This is a genomic window from Acetobacter oryzifermentans (genome assembly GCF_001628715.1).
GTDB lineage: Bacteria > Pseudomonadota > Alphaproteobacteria > Acetobacterales > Acetobacteraceae > Acetobacter > Acetobacter oryzifermentans.
This window is the reverse complement of record NZ_CP011120.1, coordinates 1,232,335-1,249,226: the sequence shown is the minus strand read 5'-3', so window position 1 is coordinate 1,249,226 and position 16,892 is coordinate 1,232,335. Positions and strand designations below refer to the sequence as shown.

At 53.9% G+C, this 16,892-nt stretch carries 18 protein-coding genes; 6 read left to right on the top strand and 12 right to left on the bottom strand.

Translation table 11 applies throughout. The features are described from left to right. Position 1: 1 nt before the first annotated feature. Positions 2-973, bottom strand: coding sequence for a glycine oxidase ThiO (gene thiO, locus WG31_RS06020; RefSeq protein WP_006115176.1), 972 nt, complete (start codon positions 971-973; stop codon positions 2-4). A gap of 101 nt (positions 974-1,074) precedes the next feature. Further along, a complete protein-coding gene (locus WG31_RS06015) occupies positions 1,075-1,551 on the bottom strand; it encodes a DUF3429 domain-containing protein (protein WP_063353937.1) in 477 nt (158 codons plus the stop codon). 183 nt (positions 1,552-1,734) lie between these two features. On the opposite strand from WG31_RS06015, the gene eno reads away from it, so the two are divergent. Together eno and WG31_RS06005 are read left to right on the top strand one after the other, a co-directional pair. After that, positions 1,735-3,015, top strand: a complete 1,281-nt coding sequence (gene eno, locus WG31_RS06010; protein WP_035351467.1) for a phosphopyruvate hydratase — start codon at positions 1,735-1,737, stop codon at positions 3,013-3,015. 170 nt (positions 3,016-3,185) lie between these two features. Continuing rightward, on the top strand, positions 3,186-3,515 hold the full coding sequence (locus WG31_RS06005; RefSeq protein WP_006115173.1) for an FtsB family cell division protein: 330 nt from the start codon (positions 3,186-3,188) through the stop codon (positions 3,513-3,515). Positions 3,516-3,627: 112 nt separating this feature from the next. Here the strand turns inward: WG31_RS06005 and rpmG are convergent, their stop codons facing one another. Next, positions 3,628-3,795, bottom strand: a complete 168-nt coding sequence (gene rpmG / locus WG31_RS06000) for a 50S ribosomal protein L33 (protein WP_003623017.1) — start codon at positions 3,793-3,795, stop codon at positions 3,628-3,630. A gap of 69 nt (positions 3,796-3,864) precedes the next feature. Between rpmG and WG31_RS05995 the strand changes: the two genes are divergently transcribed. Together WG31_RS05995 and lexA are read left to right on the top strand one after the other, a co-directional pair. After that, positions 3,865-5,139 (top strand): molybdopterin molybdotransferase MoeA, encoded by a 1,275-nt coding sequence (locus WG31_RS05995; protein WP_082823143.1) that lies wholly within the window; start codon positions 3,865-3,867, stop codon positions 5,137-5,139. 85 nt (positions 5,140-5,224) lie between these two features. After that, positions 5,225-5,875, top strand: a complete 651-nt coding sequence (gene lexA / locus WG31_RS05990; protein WP_035351469.1) for a transcriptional repressor LexA — start codon at positions 5,225-5,227, stop codon at positions 5,873-5,875. Between the two features lie 48 nt (positions 5,876-5,923). On the opposite strand, the gene bioD is transcribed toward lexA, so the two are convergent. The 3 genes from bioD to WG31_RS05975 are packed head-to-tail and all read right to left on the bottom strand — an operon-like array spanning position 5,924 to position 9,191. After that, positions 5,924-7,321, bottom strand: a complete 1,398-nt coding sequence (gene bioD / locus WG31_RS05985) for a dethiobiotin synthase (protein WP_063353935.1) — start codon at positions 7,319-7,321, stop codon at positions 5,924-5,926. Next, entirely contained in the window at positions 7,318-8,010 is a 693-nt protein-coding gene (locus WG31_RS05980; RefSeq protein ID WP_063353934.1) for an alpha/beta fold hydrolase, read from the bottom strand. Before WG31_RS05980 ends, bioD begins: the two co-directional genes overlap by 4 nt. After that, positions 8,010-9,191, bottom strand: a complete 1,182-nt coding sequence (locus WG31_RS05975) for an aminotransferase class I/II-fold pyridoxal phosphate-dependent enzyme (protein WP_063353933.1) — start codon at positions 9,189-9,191, stop codon at positions 8,010-8,012. The genes WG31_RS05980 and WG31_RS05975 overlap by 1 nt, the downstream gene beginning before the upstream one ends. A 42-nt stretch (positions 9,192-9,233) precedes the next feature. Between WG31_RS05975 and WG31_RS05970 the strand changes: the two genes are divergently transcribed. After that, positions 9,234-10,532 carry an adenosylmethionine--8-amino-7-oxononanoate transaminase gene (locus WG31_RS05970; protein ID WP_063353932.1) on the top strand — a complete coding sequence of 433 codons (1,299 nt, stop codon included), beginning with the start codon at positions 9,234-9,236 and terminating at the stop codon, positions 10,530-10,532. A gap of 12 nt (positions 10,533-10,544) precedes the next feature. Here the strand turns inward: WG31_RS05970 and WG31_RS05965 are convergent, their stop codons facing one another. The 6 genes from WG31_RS05965 to WG31_RS05940 all read right to left on the bottom strand — a co-directional run bounded on the left by WG31_RS05965 (position 10,545) and on the right by WG31_RS05940 (position 15,965). Then, positions 10,545-11,015, bottom strand: a complete 471-nt coding sequence (locus WG31_RS05965; protein ID WP_006115167.1) for a molybdenum cofactor biosynthesis protein MoaE — start codon at positions 11,013-11,015, stop codon at positions 10,545-10,547. 5 nt (positions 11,016-11,020) lie between these two features. Further along, entirely contained in the window at positions 11,021-11,284 is a 264-nt protein-coding gene (gene moaD / locus WG31_RS05960; protein ID WP_063353931.1) for a molybdopterin converting factor subunit 1, read from the bottom strand. Positions 11,285-11,347: 63 nt separating this feature from the next. Further along, positions 11,348-11,875 carry a hypothetical protein gene (locus WG31_RS05955; RefSeq protein WP_035351481.1) on the bottom strand — a complete coding sequence of 176 codons (528 nt, stop codon included), beginning with the start codon at positions 11,873-11,875 and terminating at the stop codon, positions 11,348-11,350. A 185-nt stretch (positions 11,876-12,060) separates the two neighbouring features. Continuing rightward, positions 12,061-12,630: a CDP-diacylglycerol--glycerol-3-phosphate 3-phosphatidyltransferase gene (gene pgsA / locus WG31_RS05950; RefSeq protein WP_003623001.1), complete on the bottom strand. Its 570-nt coding sequence runs from the start codon at positions 12,628-12,630 to the stop codon at positions 12,061-12,063. 102 nt (positions 12,631-12,732) lie between these two features. After that, entirely contained in the window at positions 12,733-14,646 is a 1,914-nt protein-coding gene (gene uvrC, locus WG31_RS05945; RefSeq protein ID WP_063353930.1) for an excinuclease ABC subunit UvrC, read from the bottom strand. 257 nt (positions 14,647-14,903) lie between these two features. Then, the gene (locus WG31_RS05940) at positions 14,904-15,965 is read right to left on the bottom strand and encodes a dipeptidase (RefSeq protein WP_063353929.1); all 1,062 of its coding nucleotides are present in this window, start codon (positions 15,963-15,965) and stop codon (positions 14,904-14,906) included. A gap of 105 nt (positions 15,966-16,070) precedes the next feature. Here WG31_RS05940 and WG31_RS05935 point away from each other — a divergent pair, with 105 nt between their 5' ends. Further along, positions 16,071-16,883 (top strand): exodeoxyribonuclease III, encoded by an 813-nt coding sequence (locus WG31_RS05935; protein WP_063353928.1) that lies wholly within the window; start codon positions 16,071-16,073, stop codon positions 16,881-16,883. Positions 16,884-16,892 lie beyond the last annotated feature (9 nt).

Sequence of the window (16,892 nt, the reverse complement as noted above, 5' to 3'; positions counted from 1 at the left end):
CTTAGGCTTGTGCGCCAAATATCAAATCCGCCGCCTCCCGCGCCCGAGCGGGAGAAAGCAGAAAACCATGCCGGTACATACCGTTGATATAAATGCGTTTTCCATCCTGCACCACGCGCGGCATGTTATCTGGGTAAGATGGCCGTAAGCCTGTACCCATTTCCAGAATTTCTGCCTCGGCAAATCCGGGATGGAGGGTCCATGCCGCGTTCAGCAGTTCCATCATGGAACGTACTGTCATGCTGCCTGCATTTTCGCTTTCAATCATGGTGGCGCCTACCATGAACACATGGTCAGCCCTTGGCACAATGTAAACAGGTATGCGGGGGTGCAACATGCGCACAGGGCGATGCAGCGTTACATCCGGGCAACGCAACAGCAGCATTTCACCCCGCACACCTCTCAGGCCCTCCAGCTTGTTACGCGCAGCCAAGCCGGTGCAATCCACCACCCAATCAAACGCGGCTTCATTCGGGCTTATTTCGCCAAACTCGGCACGGCCACTCAATTGCTCCAGCCGCGCCAGAAGGGCCTTTAAGGCTTTACGCGGATCTACATGCCCTTCATCGGGAAAAAACAGTCCTTTATGGAAACGGCCTGCCAGATCTGGCTCAAGCTGGGTAATTTCTACCGTGCCTACAGTCTGAAAATGTGATGTGCGGCGGCCAAAGCGGGCAATTTCACCCACATCTCGCGCAGGCGCTAACACAAGGCTGCCCTCACGCGTAACATCGGGCACGTGCTCCGCCCACCAATCTACCGAATCGATAGATTGGGCTGTTACTTCCTCTGGCGCAGATTCGGCCTCACACCATGGGGCAAGCATACCGCCTGCCATCCATGAGGCCCCGGCCCCCACGCGGCCTCCGCTGTCATACAGGGTAACATCTCCACCCCGTTCGGCCAGAGCTACGGCGGCTGTCATACCCGCCACACCGGCCCCTTTTACCAGAATGCGCGGTTTGCCGTTCATACTCTCTACCTTGCCTCCGTTACTGGCTATGTGCTGCTACAACTTGGCGTTATAACACGCCTCAAACCCTGCTTCTGCAAGGGGTTATGCCGCTTTAATGTTCAGAATGCGCGCACAAGCAGCACCATCAACAGGCAACATTCCGTTACCGCCGTGGCAATCCAGCGCATGCCCATGTAACCGGGCGGCAACCATCCACGTTGCCATGCCCCACGCTCTGCCAATGCCACCAGCGGGAAAAGCACAGCCAAAATTATCACCCCGGCAAGCGGCACCCATGCATACGCCAGATAAGCAGCAATCCATCCGGCAAAGGCAGGCACAACCCCCAAGACCAAACGCAAATTATCTGCTCTGTCTGCCCCGCTGGTTAAAATGGCGCGATCAAGCTCCAGCGCCAGCCCCCAATGCACGGCTCCAATAAAGGACAGACACACCGCCCCGTAAATGACCAACGCCATTAACAGATTGGGCACTGGCACGCCGGAATCGAAAAATACAATGCCGCATGTGCAAGCAACAAAGGGCAAAAGCCCTGCCACCATGAGCACGACAGCCAGAAATGGAAGTTTTTTCATGAACGTGCAGCAGGCCTTTACCTGATAATTTCATACCCAATGTGGTTGACAGAAAAGCCCAACAAGCGGCCACTAGCAACCGTAGGCAGATTTACCCTGCCCACCGTGTTCCGCCCGGAACCAAAAAAAAGAACACCGGCTTCTGCCCGCCAGAGGCCAGACAATAAAGGAACGGAAACACCAATGAGTGCCATTGTTGACATTATCGCACGTGAAATTCTGGACAGCCGCGGCAACCCAACGGTTGAAGTAGATGTGGAGCTGGCATCCGGCGCCAGAGGGCGTGCGGCTGTTCCTTCTGGTGCCTCAACCGGTGCGCATGAAGCCGTAGAACTGCGTGATGGTGACCCCAAGCGGTTTGGTGGCAAGGGTGTTCTCAAGGCTGTTGAGAACATTGAAAACGAAATCCTGCCCACGCTACAGGGTGCCGAATCGGCAGATCAGATTGATATCGACAACGCCATGATTGATCTGGATGGCACACCCAACAAAAGCCGTATGGGTGCGAACGCCATTCTGGGTGTATCTCTTGCCATTGCCAAAGCCACGGCAGCCGAACTGCATGTTCCGCTGTACCGCTACATTGGTGGCGTGTTTGCCCATGTTCTGCCCGTGCCGATGATGAACATTGTCAACGGTGGGGAGCACGCAGATAACCCCATTGATATTCAGGAATTCATGGTGCAGCCGGTGGGTGCGCCTACTGTGGCCGATGCCATCCGCTGGGGTTCGGAAATTTTTGCCCAGCTCAAAAAAGCCCTGAGCGCTGCTGGTTACAACACCAATGTTGGGGATGAAGGCGGCTTTGCCCCTGCCCTTAAATCTGCCGATGAAGCACTGGGCTTTATCACCCGCGCCGTAGAAGCCGCAGGCTACCGCCCCGGTGAGGACGTAACCTTTGCGCTGGACTGCGCAAGCACCGAATTTTTTAAAAACGGCAAATACAACCTGAAAGGCGAAGGCAAGGAATTCGATTCCGCTGGCATGGTGTCCTACCTGTCTGACCTTGTGAGCCGTTACCCGATTGTTTCCATCGAAGACGGCATGGCAGAAGATGACTGGGAAGGCTGGGCCCTGCTCACGCAGGAACTGGGCAAAAAAGTCCAACTGGTTGGGGATGATCTGTTTGTAACCAACCCAGAACGCCTGCGCCGTGGCATTCAGGCTGGTGTTGCCAACTCCCTATTGGTGAAGGTTAACCAGATTGGTACGCTTACGGAAACGCTTGAAGCCGTGCAAATGGCCCAGCGCGCTGGTTACACTGCGGTTATGAGCCATCGTTCTGGTGAAACGGAAGATTCCACCATTGCGGATCTGGCTGTGGCTACAAATTGCGGACAGATCAAAACCGGCTCTCTTTCCCGTTCTGATCGGACAGCCAAATACAACCAGCTCATTCGTATTGAGCAGGAACTGGCAACTGCTGCACGCTATGCAGGCCGCACCATTTTGAAAAACGCGTAAGCTACAGCGCTTTTGGCGCAACAGACTGCAAAAAAGCTGCCTCCCCACCCGGAGGTGGCTTTTTTCATGCCCTCATGCCTTGGCGCTGCCACACTTCATGGTTTAGACAGAAAGGAATATCCAGAGGTGCAGGCTAAGCTGCACAGAACCAGAAAAAAGGCAGCGCCAGAGTGCAGATCGGTCGTTTCATTCGTCGCACAGTGCGGGCGGTTGTGCCCCCTTTGGTTTTTCTTGGCATTGCAGGCTATTTTGGCTGGAACGCAACGCAGGGCGATCATGGTATTCAGGCCTATAAGCAGCAATTAGGTCTGCTGGAACAGGCCAAGCAATCCAAACAGGATGCTATTGCTGAGCAAGCTGCATGGCACCGCCGCGTAAATGGCTTGCGTGAGCAATCTCTGGATACAGATATTCTGGATGAACGCGCCCGCGCCATGCTGAACATGGCAGATCGTAACGATATTGTTGTGCCTTACGATAGGCGAGACCCGCTGTTTTAAGCGTCTTCCCCTAAGATCTATGCTGGATATCGCATTTTTCTGGCACAATCAGGCATAAAAAAACGGCGCTCTCGGGCGCCGTTTTTCGTATCCACATTCCGAAGAACGCAGATTATTTGATTTTAGCTTCGCGGAACACGACGTGCTTGCGCGCAACCGGATCGTACTTCTTGAGTTCCATTTTGCCGGTGTGTGCACGAGCATTTTTCTTGGTCACGTAGAAGTAACCGGTGTCCGCCGTGGAGACGAGACGGATCTTGATAACGTTGGTCTTGGCCATGACTTCCTCAGCAGAGCATGATGTACGGAGCCGCATAAACGGCACCGACGGTGTTCAAGTGCCGGCAAAATGCGCATACAAGTGCAAAAGGTCAAGTATTCTTGCATCAAAGCGGTGCAACAGGCCCAAAAAGGAGGAATTTTTATGCTGGATGTGGCTGTTGCGCGCGCCCGAATTCTTGAAAACCTAAAAACATGCGGGCAGGAAATTGTGCCGCTTTCACACGCCTGTGGCCGAGTGCTGGCCCAGCCGGTGCATGCCCGCACTGCCAACCCACCGGTTTCTGTTTCCGCAATGGATGGATACGCAGCCAAAGCGGAAGATGCGCTGGAAGGCGCAGTTTTGCACATTGTGGACGAAGTGCCCGCTGGCCACCCATCCGCCGTTACCGTGCAGAAAGGAGAATGTGTGCGCTTATTTACCGGCGCGCAAATTCCCGCTGGCGCAGATACCGTTATCATTCAAGAAAACGTGCAGCGTGAAGGTGACCACGCCAAGCTGGCTGCTCCAGCGCGCCAAGGGCAGTATATTCGCCAGCAGGGGCAGGATTTTCAGAAAAATGACACGTTATTGCCAGCAGGGCGCAGACTCGGCCCGCGTGATATCGGGCTGGCGGCTGCGGGTGGGCATGTCTGGCTTACGGTTTCACGCCGCCCGCGCGTGGGTATTTTGGCCACGGGTGATGAAATTATCCTGCCCGGAGACCCAGCCCCTACGGATGGCATTTTTAATTCCGCCTCCTTCATGGTGGCAGCGCTTCTGCAACAACAGGGCGCAGAAACAATTATGCTCCCCATTGCACGAGACAACATGGAAAGCCTGACAACCCAGTTCCACCAAGCGGCCACGCTGGACATGCTGGTAAGCATTGGTGGTGCAAGCGTGGGAGATTACGATCTTGTCCGCCCTGCGCTGGCTGAAATTGGGTTGCAGCAGGATTTCTGGAAAATTGCCATGCGCCCGGGCAAACCGTTGATGTTTGGCCAGCTCGGCAACACACCCGTTATTGGCCTGCCCGGTAACCCAGTGGCTGCCATGGTGTGTTCCATCGTGTTTGTAACCCCTGCCCTGCACGCCCTTATGGGCCTACCCGTTGGCACCGAACTGCAAACAGAACCCGCCATTCTGGGCTGTGATGTAAAAGAAAACGATACCAGGCAGGATTTTTTACGCGCAACACTTGCGCCCTCCCCACAAGGCGCTGTACCTGTGGCCACACCTTTTTCCCGGCAGGATTCAGCCCAGCTGAATATTCTCAAGCAAAGCCAGGCTCTGGTCATTCGTGCTCCCTTTGCGCCAGCACAAAAAGCAGGCATGCCCTGCCAGATTATCCGCCTACCCTGATCTCTCCCTTGACATAAAAAGAGAACTTATATAGAACAAGACTAAGATTTTCTTTTCATTACGACAGCCGCTTTTGAGGTGCGATATGCTAACGCGCAAACAGCACAAACTTCTGCTTTTTATTGATTCGCACCTCAAACAGACAGGTTTTTCGCCTTCCTTTGATGAAATGCGTGAAGCCATGGGCCTGCGCTCCAAATCTGGTATTCATCGGCTGATTTCCGGTCTGGAAGAACGCGGTTTTTTGCGCCGTCACCACCATCGGGCACGGGCTTTGGAAGTTATTCAACTGCCAGAAATGCAAGAATTGCCACCCAATGTGGTGCGTGCCAGCTTTACCCGGCCTAAGGCTGAAACCGTAAGAATTCCGCTTTATGGGCGCATTGCAGCAGGCCTGCCTATAGAAGCCGTGCCAGATACCTCCCACGTTCTCACTGTTCCAACAGAAATGCTGGGTACGGGAGATTATTACGCGTTGGAAGTAGCTGGAGATTCCATGGTGGATGCTGGCATTCTGGATGGTGACAACGTGATTATCCGTCGCACGGATCAAGCCGAAAACGGGCAGATTGTGGTGGCGTTGATTGATGAGCACGAAGTGACGCTCAAACGCCTGCGCCGCAAGGGCAACATGATTGCGCTGGAACCTGCCAATTCCAGTTACGAAACCCGTATTGTTCCGGCTGAAAAACTGCGTATTCAGGGCTGCTTGGCTGGGCTGATCAGGCAGTATTAAGCAAAGTGCCTGCGTGGTAAAAAACTTCCCCCGTAGGCATCTATTTTTCTATTCCGGGCAGATATCATCCCATTGCGGAAAAAGCTTTGCCAGTTCGGAAACCACAGCAGGCGTAATTTCCGCACAAAATGGTACTTCTGCCAAAATACGTACCTTACCTTTTTGCTCTATGGTCTCACGGTTTTCTGCATTAAGCGGGCCGCTTAACACTACACCGGCCACGGCAATCTGCCGTGTGCGTAAGGCTTCCAAACTCAACAAAGTATGATTGAGAGTGCCTAGCCCGCTACGCGCTACTAGCACGACGGGCAAGCCCCAACGCTGTGCCAGATCAATCATCATCAGCTCTGGCGTTGCAGGCACCATCAGGCCGCCTGCGCCTTCTACAACCAATGGTTTGTCTGCTTCACCTTGGGGCAGCACCAGTTGGGCCGGATCAATCTGCATGCCTTCAGCACGTGCGGCAGCATCGGGGGAAAGTGATGCAAGAAAAGCCCCTGCGGGTTTGAAACAAGGCGCATCCCCCGCCAGATGCTTAACCGTAGGGGTATCCCCTTCTTCATCCGCCAAACCGCTTTGCAGGGGCTTCCAATAAGCGCCCTGCCAGCGCCGCACCAAACAAGCAGACACAAGGGTTTTGCCTATGCCGGTATCCGTGCCCGTTACAAACACACCCTTACGTGGCGGTTTGCGAAAACAGGCATACCCAACCCGCCACGTAACGGCGCACCCTGCCTGCTGAAACCGCAAGGCAACACGGCGCAACTGAACTGCAGATAATGGTACGGCCCCTTCACGTGGGGTAGATGCACCTGTTGCTTTCAGATGCCTTACAAAATCCATCCCATCTGCAAAAGCCTGCACAATATCCTGCTCAGCCCAACCGCCAGAAAACGCGGCCGGTCGCCAACTTTGTGCATCGGCTAATTCTGGATAAACCGGGGTTGCCGCCTGCCGCCCTTCCTGCTGGCAAGCCTGCTGCCATTCAGCAAATGTACCGTCCAATAATGTTGAAACCGCAAACACACCATCCGGAGCCAAAAGCCCTGCAAGGTTGCGCAAAACCTTTGCTGGTTCAGGCAGCCATTGCATAATCAGGTTGCCACAAATCACATCAAACGGGCCAGAAACATCCGGTGCGGCTGCGTCCATCTGATGGTAGGAAACAGCTTCTCCTAGCCGCATTTTAGCCCGCGCCAGCATATTCGGGGCAAAATCTGTTGCCAGAATTTCTGCTTCTGGCAAGCAAGCATGCAGATGCTCTGTCAGCAATCCTGTGCCACAGCCAATTTCCAAAATACGCAGGGGACTTTTGCCCGCCATACTGGTTTGTATGCGCTGGAACAATTCACGCGCCGCCACACGCTGAACCGTGGCAGCTTGATCATACTTTTCCGCAGCATCAAAACTTTTACAAATACGCGCAGCGCGGGTGGGTGTTTTCATGGTTGTTGTTCCATCCTGTTGCGCAGCATTTCCAAAAACCGAGCACACTCAACCGGGTGCGTTTGAGGAAGCAAATGGCCACCATTTTCTACCCATTTTATATGGGCCGAAGCCCGAAAAGAAGCCTCGGTCATACTGGGGGAAGCAATTTCATCCTGCCGCCCCGCCAACACATCTAATGGGCCTAATGGTAAATCTGCCCGTGCATCTTCCGTGCGCAGAATATCCAACCCATATGCCAGTGCTTCTGGCTGGCAGCGTGCCGCCAAAACGGAAGATGCCCCACAACGCTGGCGAAAGTCATTCACCACAGCAGCAGGTTCGCGCCCCAAGCCACGTATCATGCGTTGCACAATACGCGGTGCCACACCTTCAGGAAAATCTTCCCGGCTGGCAAAACAGGCAAACGTGTTGATACCTGCAAACCTGCTTTCGGCTGGCCAAACGCCCTGCCTGCGTTGCAACATCAGCCACATGAACCCAAGGGAATGGCCAATTCCCAATATGGGGTGCTGACTTTGGCGCAGATCATCCAACGTAACCGTTTTTTCTGCGCCAGTGGTTTGTGGTTTCAAAAAACCCAGATCCAGCGTTACGGCATCTGGCCAATTCAGTTGCATAAGCACAGGTTGCCAGAATTCCGGCCCAAACCCCCAGCCATGCACAAACACGGGTAAAAGCCGCGCCATTATGCCATGCCTTTGCTGGCGCGGATAAACGTATCAGCCAAAGCCTCCATTTGCGCCCATGTATGGTTGGCATGAAAAACCACCCGCAAACGGCAGCTCCCCGGTGGCACAGTAGGCGGGCGAATAGCCACAGCAAGAAAACCCGCCTCTGCCATTTTCTGGGCCAGAGTGCGTGCTTGTGCCTCCTGCCCTACCAGAATGGGCACAATCTGGGTGCTTGATGGCCCAGTATCCTGCCCGGCATCGTGCATTCTCTGGCGAAAGCTGGCGGCAAGTGCACCCACATGGGCGCGTTGGGTATCCATTTGCGGCAGCAGATCAAGCGCTGCATCAACAGCCCCCAAGACCAAAGGAGACGGCGCAGTGGAATAAATAAAACCGGAAGCCGCGTTATCCAACCATCTGCATAAGCCTTCAGATGCTGCAATAAACGCGCCCATACTGCCTAAGGCTTTACTAAATGTGCCAACCACTACATCTGCCAGTCCGTTTGCCAGCCCGGCACCTTCTGGCCCCAGTATGCCGGTTGCGTGGGCTTCATCTACGCACAGTAGCGCATCGTATCTTTGGGCCACCTCATGCAACGCGGCAATATCCGCCACATCACCATCCATGCTGAACACGCTTTCTGTCAGCACAATGCGTAGGCCTGCCCCTTCGATTTTCTGAAGTTGGCTTTCAAGGTGCGCCACATCATTATGGCGGAACCGAATCGGGCGGACACCTGCTGCTGCACAACCATGATACAGGCTGGCATGAATAAGCTTATCCGCCAGAATAACGGCGGGAGCACCATATACCTGCGCAGAAAGCCGCGCCAAAGCTGGCACCAGAGAGGCATTGGCCTGCCAGCCAGAAGAAAACAAACGTGCCGCCTGCATATGCTTTAGCCGCGCCACGCGCTTTTCCAGCGCACAAGCCTGGGAGGATGTACCCGTTACCAACCGGGAAGCACCACTGCCGCTGCCTTCTGCCTGTGCCCAAGCGGATGCGCGCTCACGCAACAAAGGGTGCATGCGCAGGCCCAGATAATCGTTGGACGAAAAATCTATGACCACAACGCCATCTGAACGCTTGAGCAGCGCACCACCCGCATATTGCCATTGCTGACAGGTGCGCAAACGCCCCTGAGCAGACAGATCCGCCAGCCCCTTCTGGAAAAGATTATCAAACCGCGTCATGTAACATGTGGTGCCGCAGCCTGAAGGGCGGGTCAATCATCTATGGGGAAACATTCCATGACAGAAGCTTCCGGCTCATCTTTATCTTCCATGCCGGAATGGTACACGCAGGGCCTGCCCCATATCTGGCTGCCTTATAGCCAGATGAAAACAGCCCCTGCGCCTCTTGCCGCCGCAAGCACGCATAACACGCGCATTACCCTAACAGATGGTCGGGAACTGGTGGATGGCGTGGCGGCATGGTGGACAGCCTGCCACGGCTATAATCACCCGCATATTCGCCAAGCCGTCTGCCAGCAAATGGAAACCATGCCTCATGTAATGTTTGGCGGCATGGTGCATGAACCTGCCTTACGCTTGGCGAGCAGATTATGCGCCATGCTACCGGGAGACCTAGAGCGGGTGTTCTTTACGGATTCAGGTTCGGTTTCTGTAGAAGTCGCCATGAAAATGGCTATTCAGTACCGTTTGAACAAAGGGCAAACCAAACGCACCAAAATGCTGGCGTTCCGTGGCGGCTATCATGGAGACACACTGGCCACCATGTCTGTTTGCGATCCGGAAGAGGGCATGCACCATCTCTATGGCTCTGCCCTGATGGAGCACGTCATCTCCCCACTGCCAGTAGATGCGGCCACCACGGCCGTTTTTATGAATCTGTTGGCAAAACACGCGCACGAACTGGCCGCCATTATCACCGAGCCTTTGGTGCAAGGTGCTGGCGGCATGTTGTTTCATTCTCCACAAACACTGCGCACCTTACGCAAAGCTGCGGATGACCATGATGTTCTGCTGATTTTAGATGAAATCTTCACCGGCTTTGGCCGAACAGGCACCATGTTTGCCTGTGAACAGGCTGGTATTGTGCCCGATATTATTACGCTTTCAAAAGCGCTTACCGGGGGCACCATGGCCCTTGCCGCCACAGTAGCACGCCAACATGTGTTTGAGGCTTTCCTTTCTGATAACCCCGAACATGCGTTAATGCACGGCCCCACCTTTATGGCCAACCCACTGGCTTGCGCCTGTGCCAATGCCTCGCTTGATCTTTTTGAAACCGCGCCACGCCTTCAGCAAGTCCAAGCTATCAACGCGTTTCTCACTGAGGCGCTAGAACCCTGCCGCACGCTGCCCGGCGTAAAAGATGTGCGCACACTTGGGGCTATTGGTGTTGTAGAACTAGAAAAAATCAGTAACCCGGATGCATTGCGCCAACGTTTTATTGCTGAAGGCGTGTGGATACGCCCTTTCCGCAATATTGTTTACCTAACACCTGCTTTTACCATTGAAAAACAGGATTTACGCAAACTTACCAATGCTATTTATAAAGTATTATCCTGAAAAACCGTAAGGTCAGGAAGATGAAGGTGCTGTGCGCGTCCATGCCGCCGCAGCATGTTCATCTTCTTCCCGCGCATCCACCCATGCGGTATGGCCATTGGCAAATTCTTCTTTTTTCCAAAACGGCGCGCCGGTTTTAAGCCGATCAATCAAGAACGATGTGGCCGAAAGCGCAGCACCCCGATGGGCCGCAGCCGCCCCAACCAGCACAATGGGTTCGCCCACTTCTAACCGGCCAACCCTGTGTATAAGGGTGCACCCAAGCAGGCTAAAGCGCTGCATGGCCTCCTGCGCAAGTTGGTTGAGAATGGTTTCCGTCATGCCCGGATAATGTTCCAGTGTCAGGCTCAGCAAGCCATCTCCACCACGCACCTGCCCTACAAACAGGCCCATACCGCCAATGTGTTCGGAAAGGTTGGAAAGGCGCAAGGTTTCAGCCCCTATGTCAAAAGCTGCCTGCTGCACCAGAACACGGACAGACATAAGTATCAGCCGCCCGTCATGGGGGGGAAAAACGCCAGCTCATCACCCGGCTGCACGCAGGTATCAAACCCGCCCAGCTTTTGGTTGATGGCCACACGGATGCGAGGCATCGCTGCAAACACCTCATCCAGCTTAGCATCGTGCAGGCGCAGTTCCTGCACCAAAGCCGCTACAGGCACACTATTGGATGGCAGAGTAACCTGCTGGCCTTCGCGCCCCAGTTGCTCACGCAGGGCGGCAAAATAAAGAATATTTACTGAGCCTGTCATGGCCTGCCTACTGCGGTTTGAGTTTTCAGCCGTTTCATCTGCCACGCTTCAATAGCGTAGCGGTTAATGATGTACGGTAGAACGGTTATCTTTGATGGTGCTAACGGATCCATCTGGCTGGATCAAGGTAATGGTACCATCATCATTTGGGATTTCAATGGGGGCCCCATTACCACGATGCGCCCCGTATTTGCTGGAAACATCTGGTTCTGCATCTGGCAGTTTACCTGCCGTGCCTCCCCCAATAACACCGTGGCGAATATCTTCTTTTTCGCCAATACTCATTTCCTCGCCATCAGGAAGCTGCGGGCCTGCGGCAGAGTCTCCGCCCAACACGGTGCCAGCACGGTCTTTTTCAACATCTTCCAGCGTAGGCAGCGGCGTTGGTGGGCCGGGCCACATATTACCGCCTTCTGGCAGGATAGGGACATCTACAGCAGACTGCCCCCTGATCCGCCGCATGTTTAAATCATCCCCGGTGGCTGCATTGGGGTTTTCACCCGGAAGCGTTGCTGTATCCGAGACAAACTTGTCAAAGCCTGCACATCCGCTCACGATCATACATAAACCTAGAAGAGCGGCTTTCCGCATGCCCTGACTCCGCAATCATCATCTTTCAACAGCAGGCGAATCATTCCCTGCCTGCGATTGCGGCCTTTTAGAACCGCACCTCATGCTAAATAACGGTTTATCCACCAGACACAAGGCGATGCAGCAAAATGAAGTTATTTTTCTGGAATAGATGCAACGTATTACTAAAATAGTAACAAAGTTTTTTACATTTCAACATGACGTAGGCCGGTTGTTAAATAATCCCAGCCGGTTATCAATGTAAGCACCGCAGAAATCCAAAGTAATACAGCACCAATAAGCGCAACTGGCAGCCACGGCATACCCAATAAAGCGCCTGTGCCATCCCCCGCCAGCAAAAAACCAATGGCTGTCATCTGGAAGCCGGTTTTCCACTTTGCCAAACGGGTTACAGGCAAGCGTGCGCGGCGTTCCGCCAGATATTCCCGCATGCCGGACACCAGAATTTCACGGCAAAGAATAATAATGGCAGGCCATAACCCCTGATAAGGCAGGCGCGCAAAACCAGCCAGAACCATTAAACAAGCCCCAACCAGAAGCTTATCTGCAATGGAATCAAACATACGCCCGAAATCTGACATCTGATGGCGTGAACGTGCCAGCTTGCCATCAAAATAATCGGTTATTCCCGCTAGAATAAACAGCAGACACGCCAAGGCATCTGTGCGCGGGCTCCCCCATGCAGCCAGAGTGACCACAATGGGTATGGCTACAATACGCGAGATTGTCAGGACATTCGGCAGATCTGTCAGCATTGCGGGATATAGTAACCTATTTCCTGCACTGCTGGAATGGCTTATGCCATCGCGAAGGTGTCAGATACCCAGAATTCTTCTGCAATGCTCATATGCCCATATTTATCCCGGTGTCCAATCCGGGTGAAAATGGCCGTAAATGGCACGCGCTGTTTCCCGGCTGATACCATGAGCGGCTTCCAGTTCTGCCAAACCAGCCTGCTTGATAGCACGCGCTGAACCAAATGTGTTTAACAACAGCTTTTTACGTGCAGGCCCAATACCGGGCACATCATCCAGTTCGGACTTCACCAGTGTTTTGGATCTACCAGACCTATGGGTGGTAATGGCAAAACGGTGGGCCTCATCGCGCAACCGTTGCAAATAGTACAGTACGGGGTCTCTCAGATCGAGCTGGAAGGGTTCCTTATCCTCCGTATAGAACCACTCCTTCCCAGCATCGCGGTCCGGCCCTTTGGCAATACCTACAAGTTTTACACCCGTTACGCCCAGATCATCCAGCACACTGCGCACGGCAGAATATTGCCCTGCCCCACCATCAATCAGCAGAACATCTGGCCAATTAGAGGTATCGCCATCTTCTGCCTCTTTCAAAGCGCGACCAAAGCGGCGTTCCAGCACTTCGCGCATCATGCCAAAATCATCCCCCGGCGTGACAGGGCCTTTGATTTTGAACTTGCGATACGCCTTGCGGTTAAAGCCCTCCGGCCCGCCCACAATCATAACACCATAGGCGTGCGAGCCCTGAATATGGCTGTTATCGTACACTTCTATGCGTTCTGGCGGCGCATCCAGCCCCAGAACATCTGCCACGCCTTGTAGCAACTTGGCCTGCCCTGCGGTTTCCGCCAGCTTGCGGCTTAGTGCATCCCGCGCGTTGCTCACGGCATGGTCAAGCACCTGCTTTTTCTCGCCCCTTTGCGGCGCAAGAATTTCCACCTTCCGCCCCCGCCGAAGAGAGAGTGCCTCTGTCAGCAGCAAAGATTCCGGGAGTTCATAATTGACCAAAATCTGTGCTGGACAGGGTTTGTCATCGTAAAACTGCGCGATAAAGGCAGAAAGCACATCTGCGGGTGAGGCATCCTGCGTATGGGCGGGAAAGAATGAGCGGCTGCCATTATTACGTCCACCGCGAATGAAAAAGAGCTGAATACAGGCGTGTCCGGCCTCCTGCCACAGGGCCAGCACATCTGCATCCTGAAGAGATGCGGGGTTGATTACGCTGGATTCCTGCATTTGCGCCAACGCACGAATACGATCACGCAATACAGCAGCACGCTCAAAATCCAGCGCTTCTGCTGCCGCATTCATTTCCTGTCCCAAGGTTTCACGCAGCGCCGTATCCTTGCCAGAAAGGAACTCTCGCGCCTGCTCCACCAATTTGCCGTAAGCTTCCTGATCTATTCGATCTACACACGGGCCAGAGCAACGTTTGATTTGATAAAGCAGGCACGGCCGGGTGCGTGCGTTAAAAACCGCATCCGTGCAGGAGCGTAGCAGAAAAACGCGCTGGATCAGATTGAGGGTCTGATTAACCGCCCAAGCCGAAGCAAACGGCCCCCATAGGCTGGCTCCTTTAATGGCCTTGCCACGGTGTTTGGCAATTTGCGGAAACGCATGCGCATCTGTCAGCATCAGCCACGGATAGCTTTTGTCATCCCGCAGCAGAATGTTGAAGCGCGGCTTCATGCGCTTGATGTAGTTGGCCTCCAGCAACAGTGCTTCGGCTTCCGTATGGGTGGTAACAATTTCCATTGCTACCGTTTCGGAAACCATGCGCCGTAGCCGTTCGGGCAAGCGGTTAATGTGGGTGTAAGACGTTACCCGCTTTTTAAGCGCCAACGCCTTGCCAACGTACAACACTTCCCCCTTAGCGCCGAGCATACGATACACGCCGGGTGAAAGCGGCATGGTTTTAAGTGCATGCCGAATGGCCTCTACCCCCTTTACAGCAGGGGCTGCCTGTTCCTGCACCACAGGCAGGGTATCTGAAGGGGAAGAATCAGCTGTCATCATACGCTCTTGGTCGAAAGGGAAATTTCATCCACCGTTTTTGTGGATAACTCTGTGGAACAGCTGGGGCTGACTCATCATAAACCGCAGAAAGTCAGCCCTTTCAACAGATTGCACAGTTTTTGGTCATTCCCGCCAACTCACTGATTTCAAAAGATTTAATGTGTTGCGGTTTTTTGACACCCTATGATTTTTGAACTTTTTGTTGAAAATACGCGATGTCAAGACAGGAAGTGGACAATTTTTGCAGTTTTTTGTTCTCATACAATCCTGCTTTGTTCTGCCGCCTGTTCTGCCTTTTCCAACACGCGCAGGAAGTTTTCACCCCAGAAAGCCGCAATTTCACTTTTGTCATAACCTCGGCGCATCAACTCGGCAGTTATGTTCACGCCCTGTGTGGCGTTCTGCCAGTCTTCCAACGCGCCACCGCCATCGAAATCTGAGGAAATACCGACGTACTCTGGCCCAAGCCTGCGCACAACGTAATCAATATGATCCACCAGATCAGCCACAAAGCCTTGCCGTTTACCTTCCTCCGGCTTGGGCTTCAAAAACGCGGGCATGGCCGTAATCTGGATAACGCCACCACTTTCCTTGAGCGCATCCAACTGCTCATCATCCAGATTGCGCGGATGATCGCACAGCGTGCGCACACAGGAATGACTTGCCACAATAGGCGTGGTTGAAACCTGCACCGCCTGAAGCATGGTTTGCTTGGAGGAATGAGAAACATCCACCACAATGCCAAGGCGGTTCATTTCTGCAATTGCTTCACGCCCAAGGGCAGAAAGGCCGTTGTGGCGCTGTGGTGCATCCCCAAGGCTGGGGCGATGAATGGCCGCATCTGCCAACGCGTTATGTCCGTTATGGGTGAGCGTAACATAACGCGCCCCCTTGGCCCGAAACTGCTTGAGCAATGCGGGGTCATCCCCCATGCCGTAGCCATTTTCCACAGCCGGAACAACAACCAGCACACCTTCATCAAACGCGGTGCGCATATCTGCCACAGCGGAGCATACACGTGCGCTTATACCATTATGGGTGCCCTGCATGCGGCTTATGGCATCCAGCATAGCCAAGCACTGCGCTTGCGCCTGTGCGTGCCCTTCCCGGTCTATGGCGGCTTGGGCAATGTACGCCACAAAGCATCCGGCAGACATGCCGCCCTTTTGCATTTTAGGCAGATCCACCCGTCTATCTGCCGTATTCTCAAACGCATCATTCCGATCGGGCCACGGAATATCAATATGGCTATCCAGAGTGAACAAGGCGCGATGCAGCGCAACTGCATCCGGAGAAACGGAAGAAGATTGGGTTGTCATAATCTAGAAAATGGCCCTGTTACATGAAATTACAAGGGAACAGCCGGGTTCCATCTGCCCCAGTTATGCGCCTGTTTTTGCTTGCCCTGCAAACTGCAATCCGTCATGCCACCGCACATGCGATTAGTAACATGGAACATCAATTCCCTCCGCCTGCGCCTGCCTCTGCTTGAAAAGCTGGTGCAGCACCTCGCCCCAGATGTTGTGTGCCTCCAGGAAACCAAGGTGCCAGACCCTCTGTTTCCCGAAGACGGCGTGAAAGCTCTGGGGTTTGAGCACCTGCATTACCGGGGCATGAAAGGCTATAACGGCGTTGCCATTCTCTCTCGCCACCCGTTAAGGCCTGTCACGCAAACCCCAATATGGTACGGTAAGGAAGATTGCCGCCACGTAGCCGCAACCGTATGCACGCCAGAAGGCGAAGTGGAATTGCACGACTTTTACATTCCCGCAGGTGGGGATGAGCCAGACCCAGAAACCAACCCAAAATTCGCCCACAAACTGGCCTTTGTAGAAGAAGTGACAGAGTGGTTTCAGTCTCGCCCCCTTAACCGCACGGTATTGGTGGGAGACTTCAATATCGCGCCGCTTGAGCATGATGTATGGAGCCACAAGCAGCTTCTTAAAATTGTCAGCCACACCCCGCCGGAAACAGAACGCCTTAACCGCTGGCTACAAACCGGCTTTGTGGATGCCATGCGCCACTTTGTCCCGCCGGAAGAAAAACTTTATACGTGGTGGTCTTACCGCAACCGGGACTGGAAAAAATCTAACCGTGGCCGCCGTTTGGACCACGTATGGATGACGCCTGACCTCCTACCCAACCTGCATGGCATGACGGTTGTGCGTGAAGCACGAGATTGGGAAGGCCCTTCCGACCATGTGCCCGTTGTGGTGGATTTCAGCCTTTCGGACTAAAGCCTGATT

Excerpts from the sequence above, each read along its gene's own strand:
- thiO (WP_006115176.1), bottom strand. The coding sequence starts at position 973 with ATGAACGGCAAACCGCGCATTCTGGTAAAAGGGGCCGGTGTGGCGGGT.
- WG31_RS06015 (WP_063353937.1), bottom strand. The coding sequence starts at position 1,551 with ATGAAAAAACTTCCATTTCTGGCTGTCGTGCTCATGGTGGCAGGGCTT.
- eno (WP_035351467.1), top strand. The coding sequence starts at position 1,735 with ATGAGTGCCATTGTTGACATTATCGCACGTGAAATTCTGGACAGCCGC.
- rpmG (WP_003623017.1), bottom strand. The coding sequence starts at position 3,795 with ATGGCCAAGACCAACGTTATCAAGATCCGTCTCGTCTCCACGGCGGAC.
- WG31_RS05995 (WP_082823143.1), top strand. The coding sequence starts at position 3,865 with ATGCGCATACAAGTGCAAAAGGTCAAGTATTCTTGCATCAAAGCGGTG.
- lexA (WP_035351469.1), top strand. The coding sequence starts at position 5,225 with ATGCTAACGCGCAAACAGCACAAACTTCTGCTTTTTATTGATTCGCAC.
- bioD (WP_063353935.1), bottom strand. The coding sequence starts at position 7,321 with ATGAAAACACCCACCCGCGCTGCGCGTATTTGTAAAAGTTTTGATGCT.
- WG31_RS05980 (WP_063353934.1), bottom strand. The coding sequence starts at position 8,010 with ATGGCGCGGCTTTTACCCGTGTTTGTGCATGGCTGGGGGTTTGGGCCG.
- WG31_RS05975 (WP_063353933.1), bottom strand. The coding sequence starts at position 9,191 with ATGACGCGGTTTGATAATCTTTTCCAGAAGGGGCTGGCGGATCTGTCT.
- WG31_RS05970 (WP_063353932.1), top strand. The coding sequence starts at position 9,234 with ATGGGGAAACATTCCATGACAGAAGCTTCCGGCTCATCTTTATCTTCC.
- WG31_RS05965 (WP_006115167.1), bottom strand. The coding sequence starts at position 11,015 with ATGTCTGTCCGTGTTCTGGTGCAGCAGGCAGCTTTTGACATAGGGGCT.
- moaD (WP_063353931.1), bottom strand. The coding sequence starts at position 11,284 with ATGACAGGCTCAGTAAATATTCTTTATTTTGCCGCCCTGCGTGAGCAA.
- WG31_RS05955 (WP_035351481.1), bottom strand. The coding sequence starts at position 11,875 with ATGCGGAAAGCCGCTCTTCTAGGTTTATGTATGATCGTGAGCGGATGT.
- pgsA (WP_003623001.1), bottom strand. The coding sequence starts at position 12,630 with ATGCTGACAGATCTGCCGAATGTCCTGACAATCTCGCGTATTGTAGCC.
- uvrC (WP_063353930.1), bottom strand. The coding sequence starts at position 14,646 with ATGATGACAGCTGATTCTTCCCCTTCAGATACCCTGCCTGTGGTGCAG.
- WG31_RS05940 (WP_063353929.1), bottom strand. The coding sequence starts at position 15,965 with ATGACAACCCAATCTTCTTCCGTTTCTCCGGATGCAGTTGCGCTGCAT.
- WG31_RS05935 (WP_063353928.1), top strand. The coding sequence starts at position 16,071 with ATGCCACCGCACATGCGATTAGTAACATGGAACATCAATTCCCTCCGC.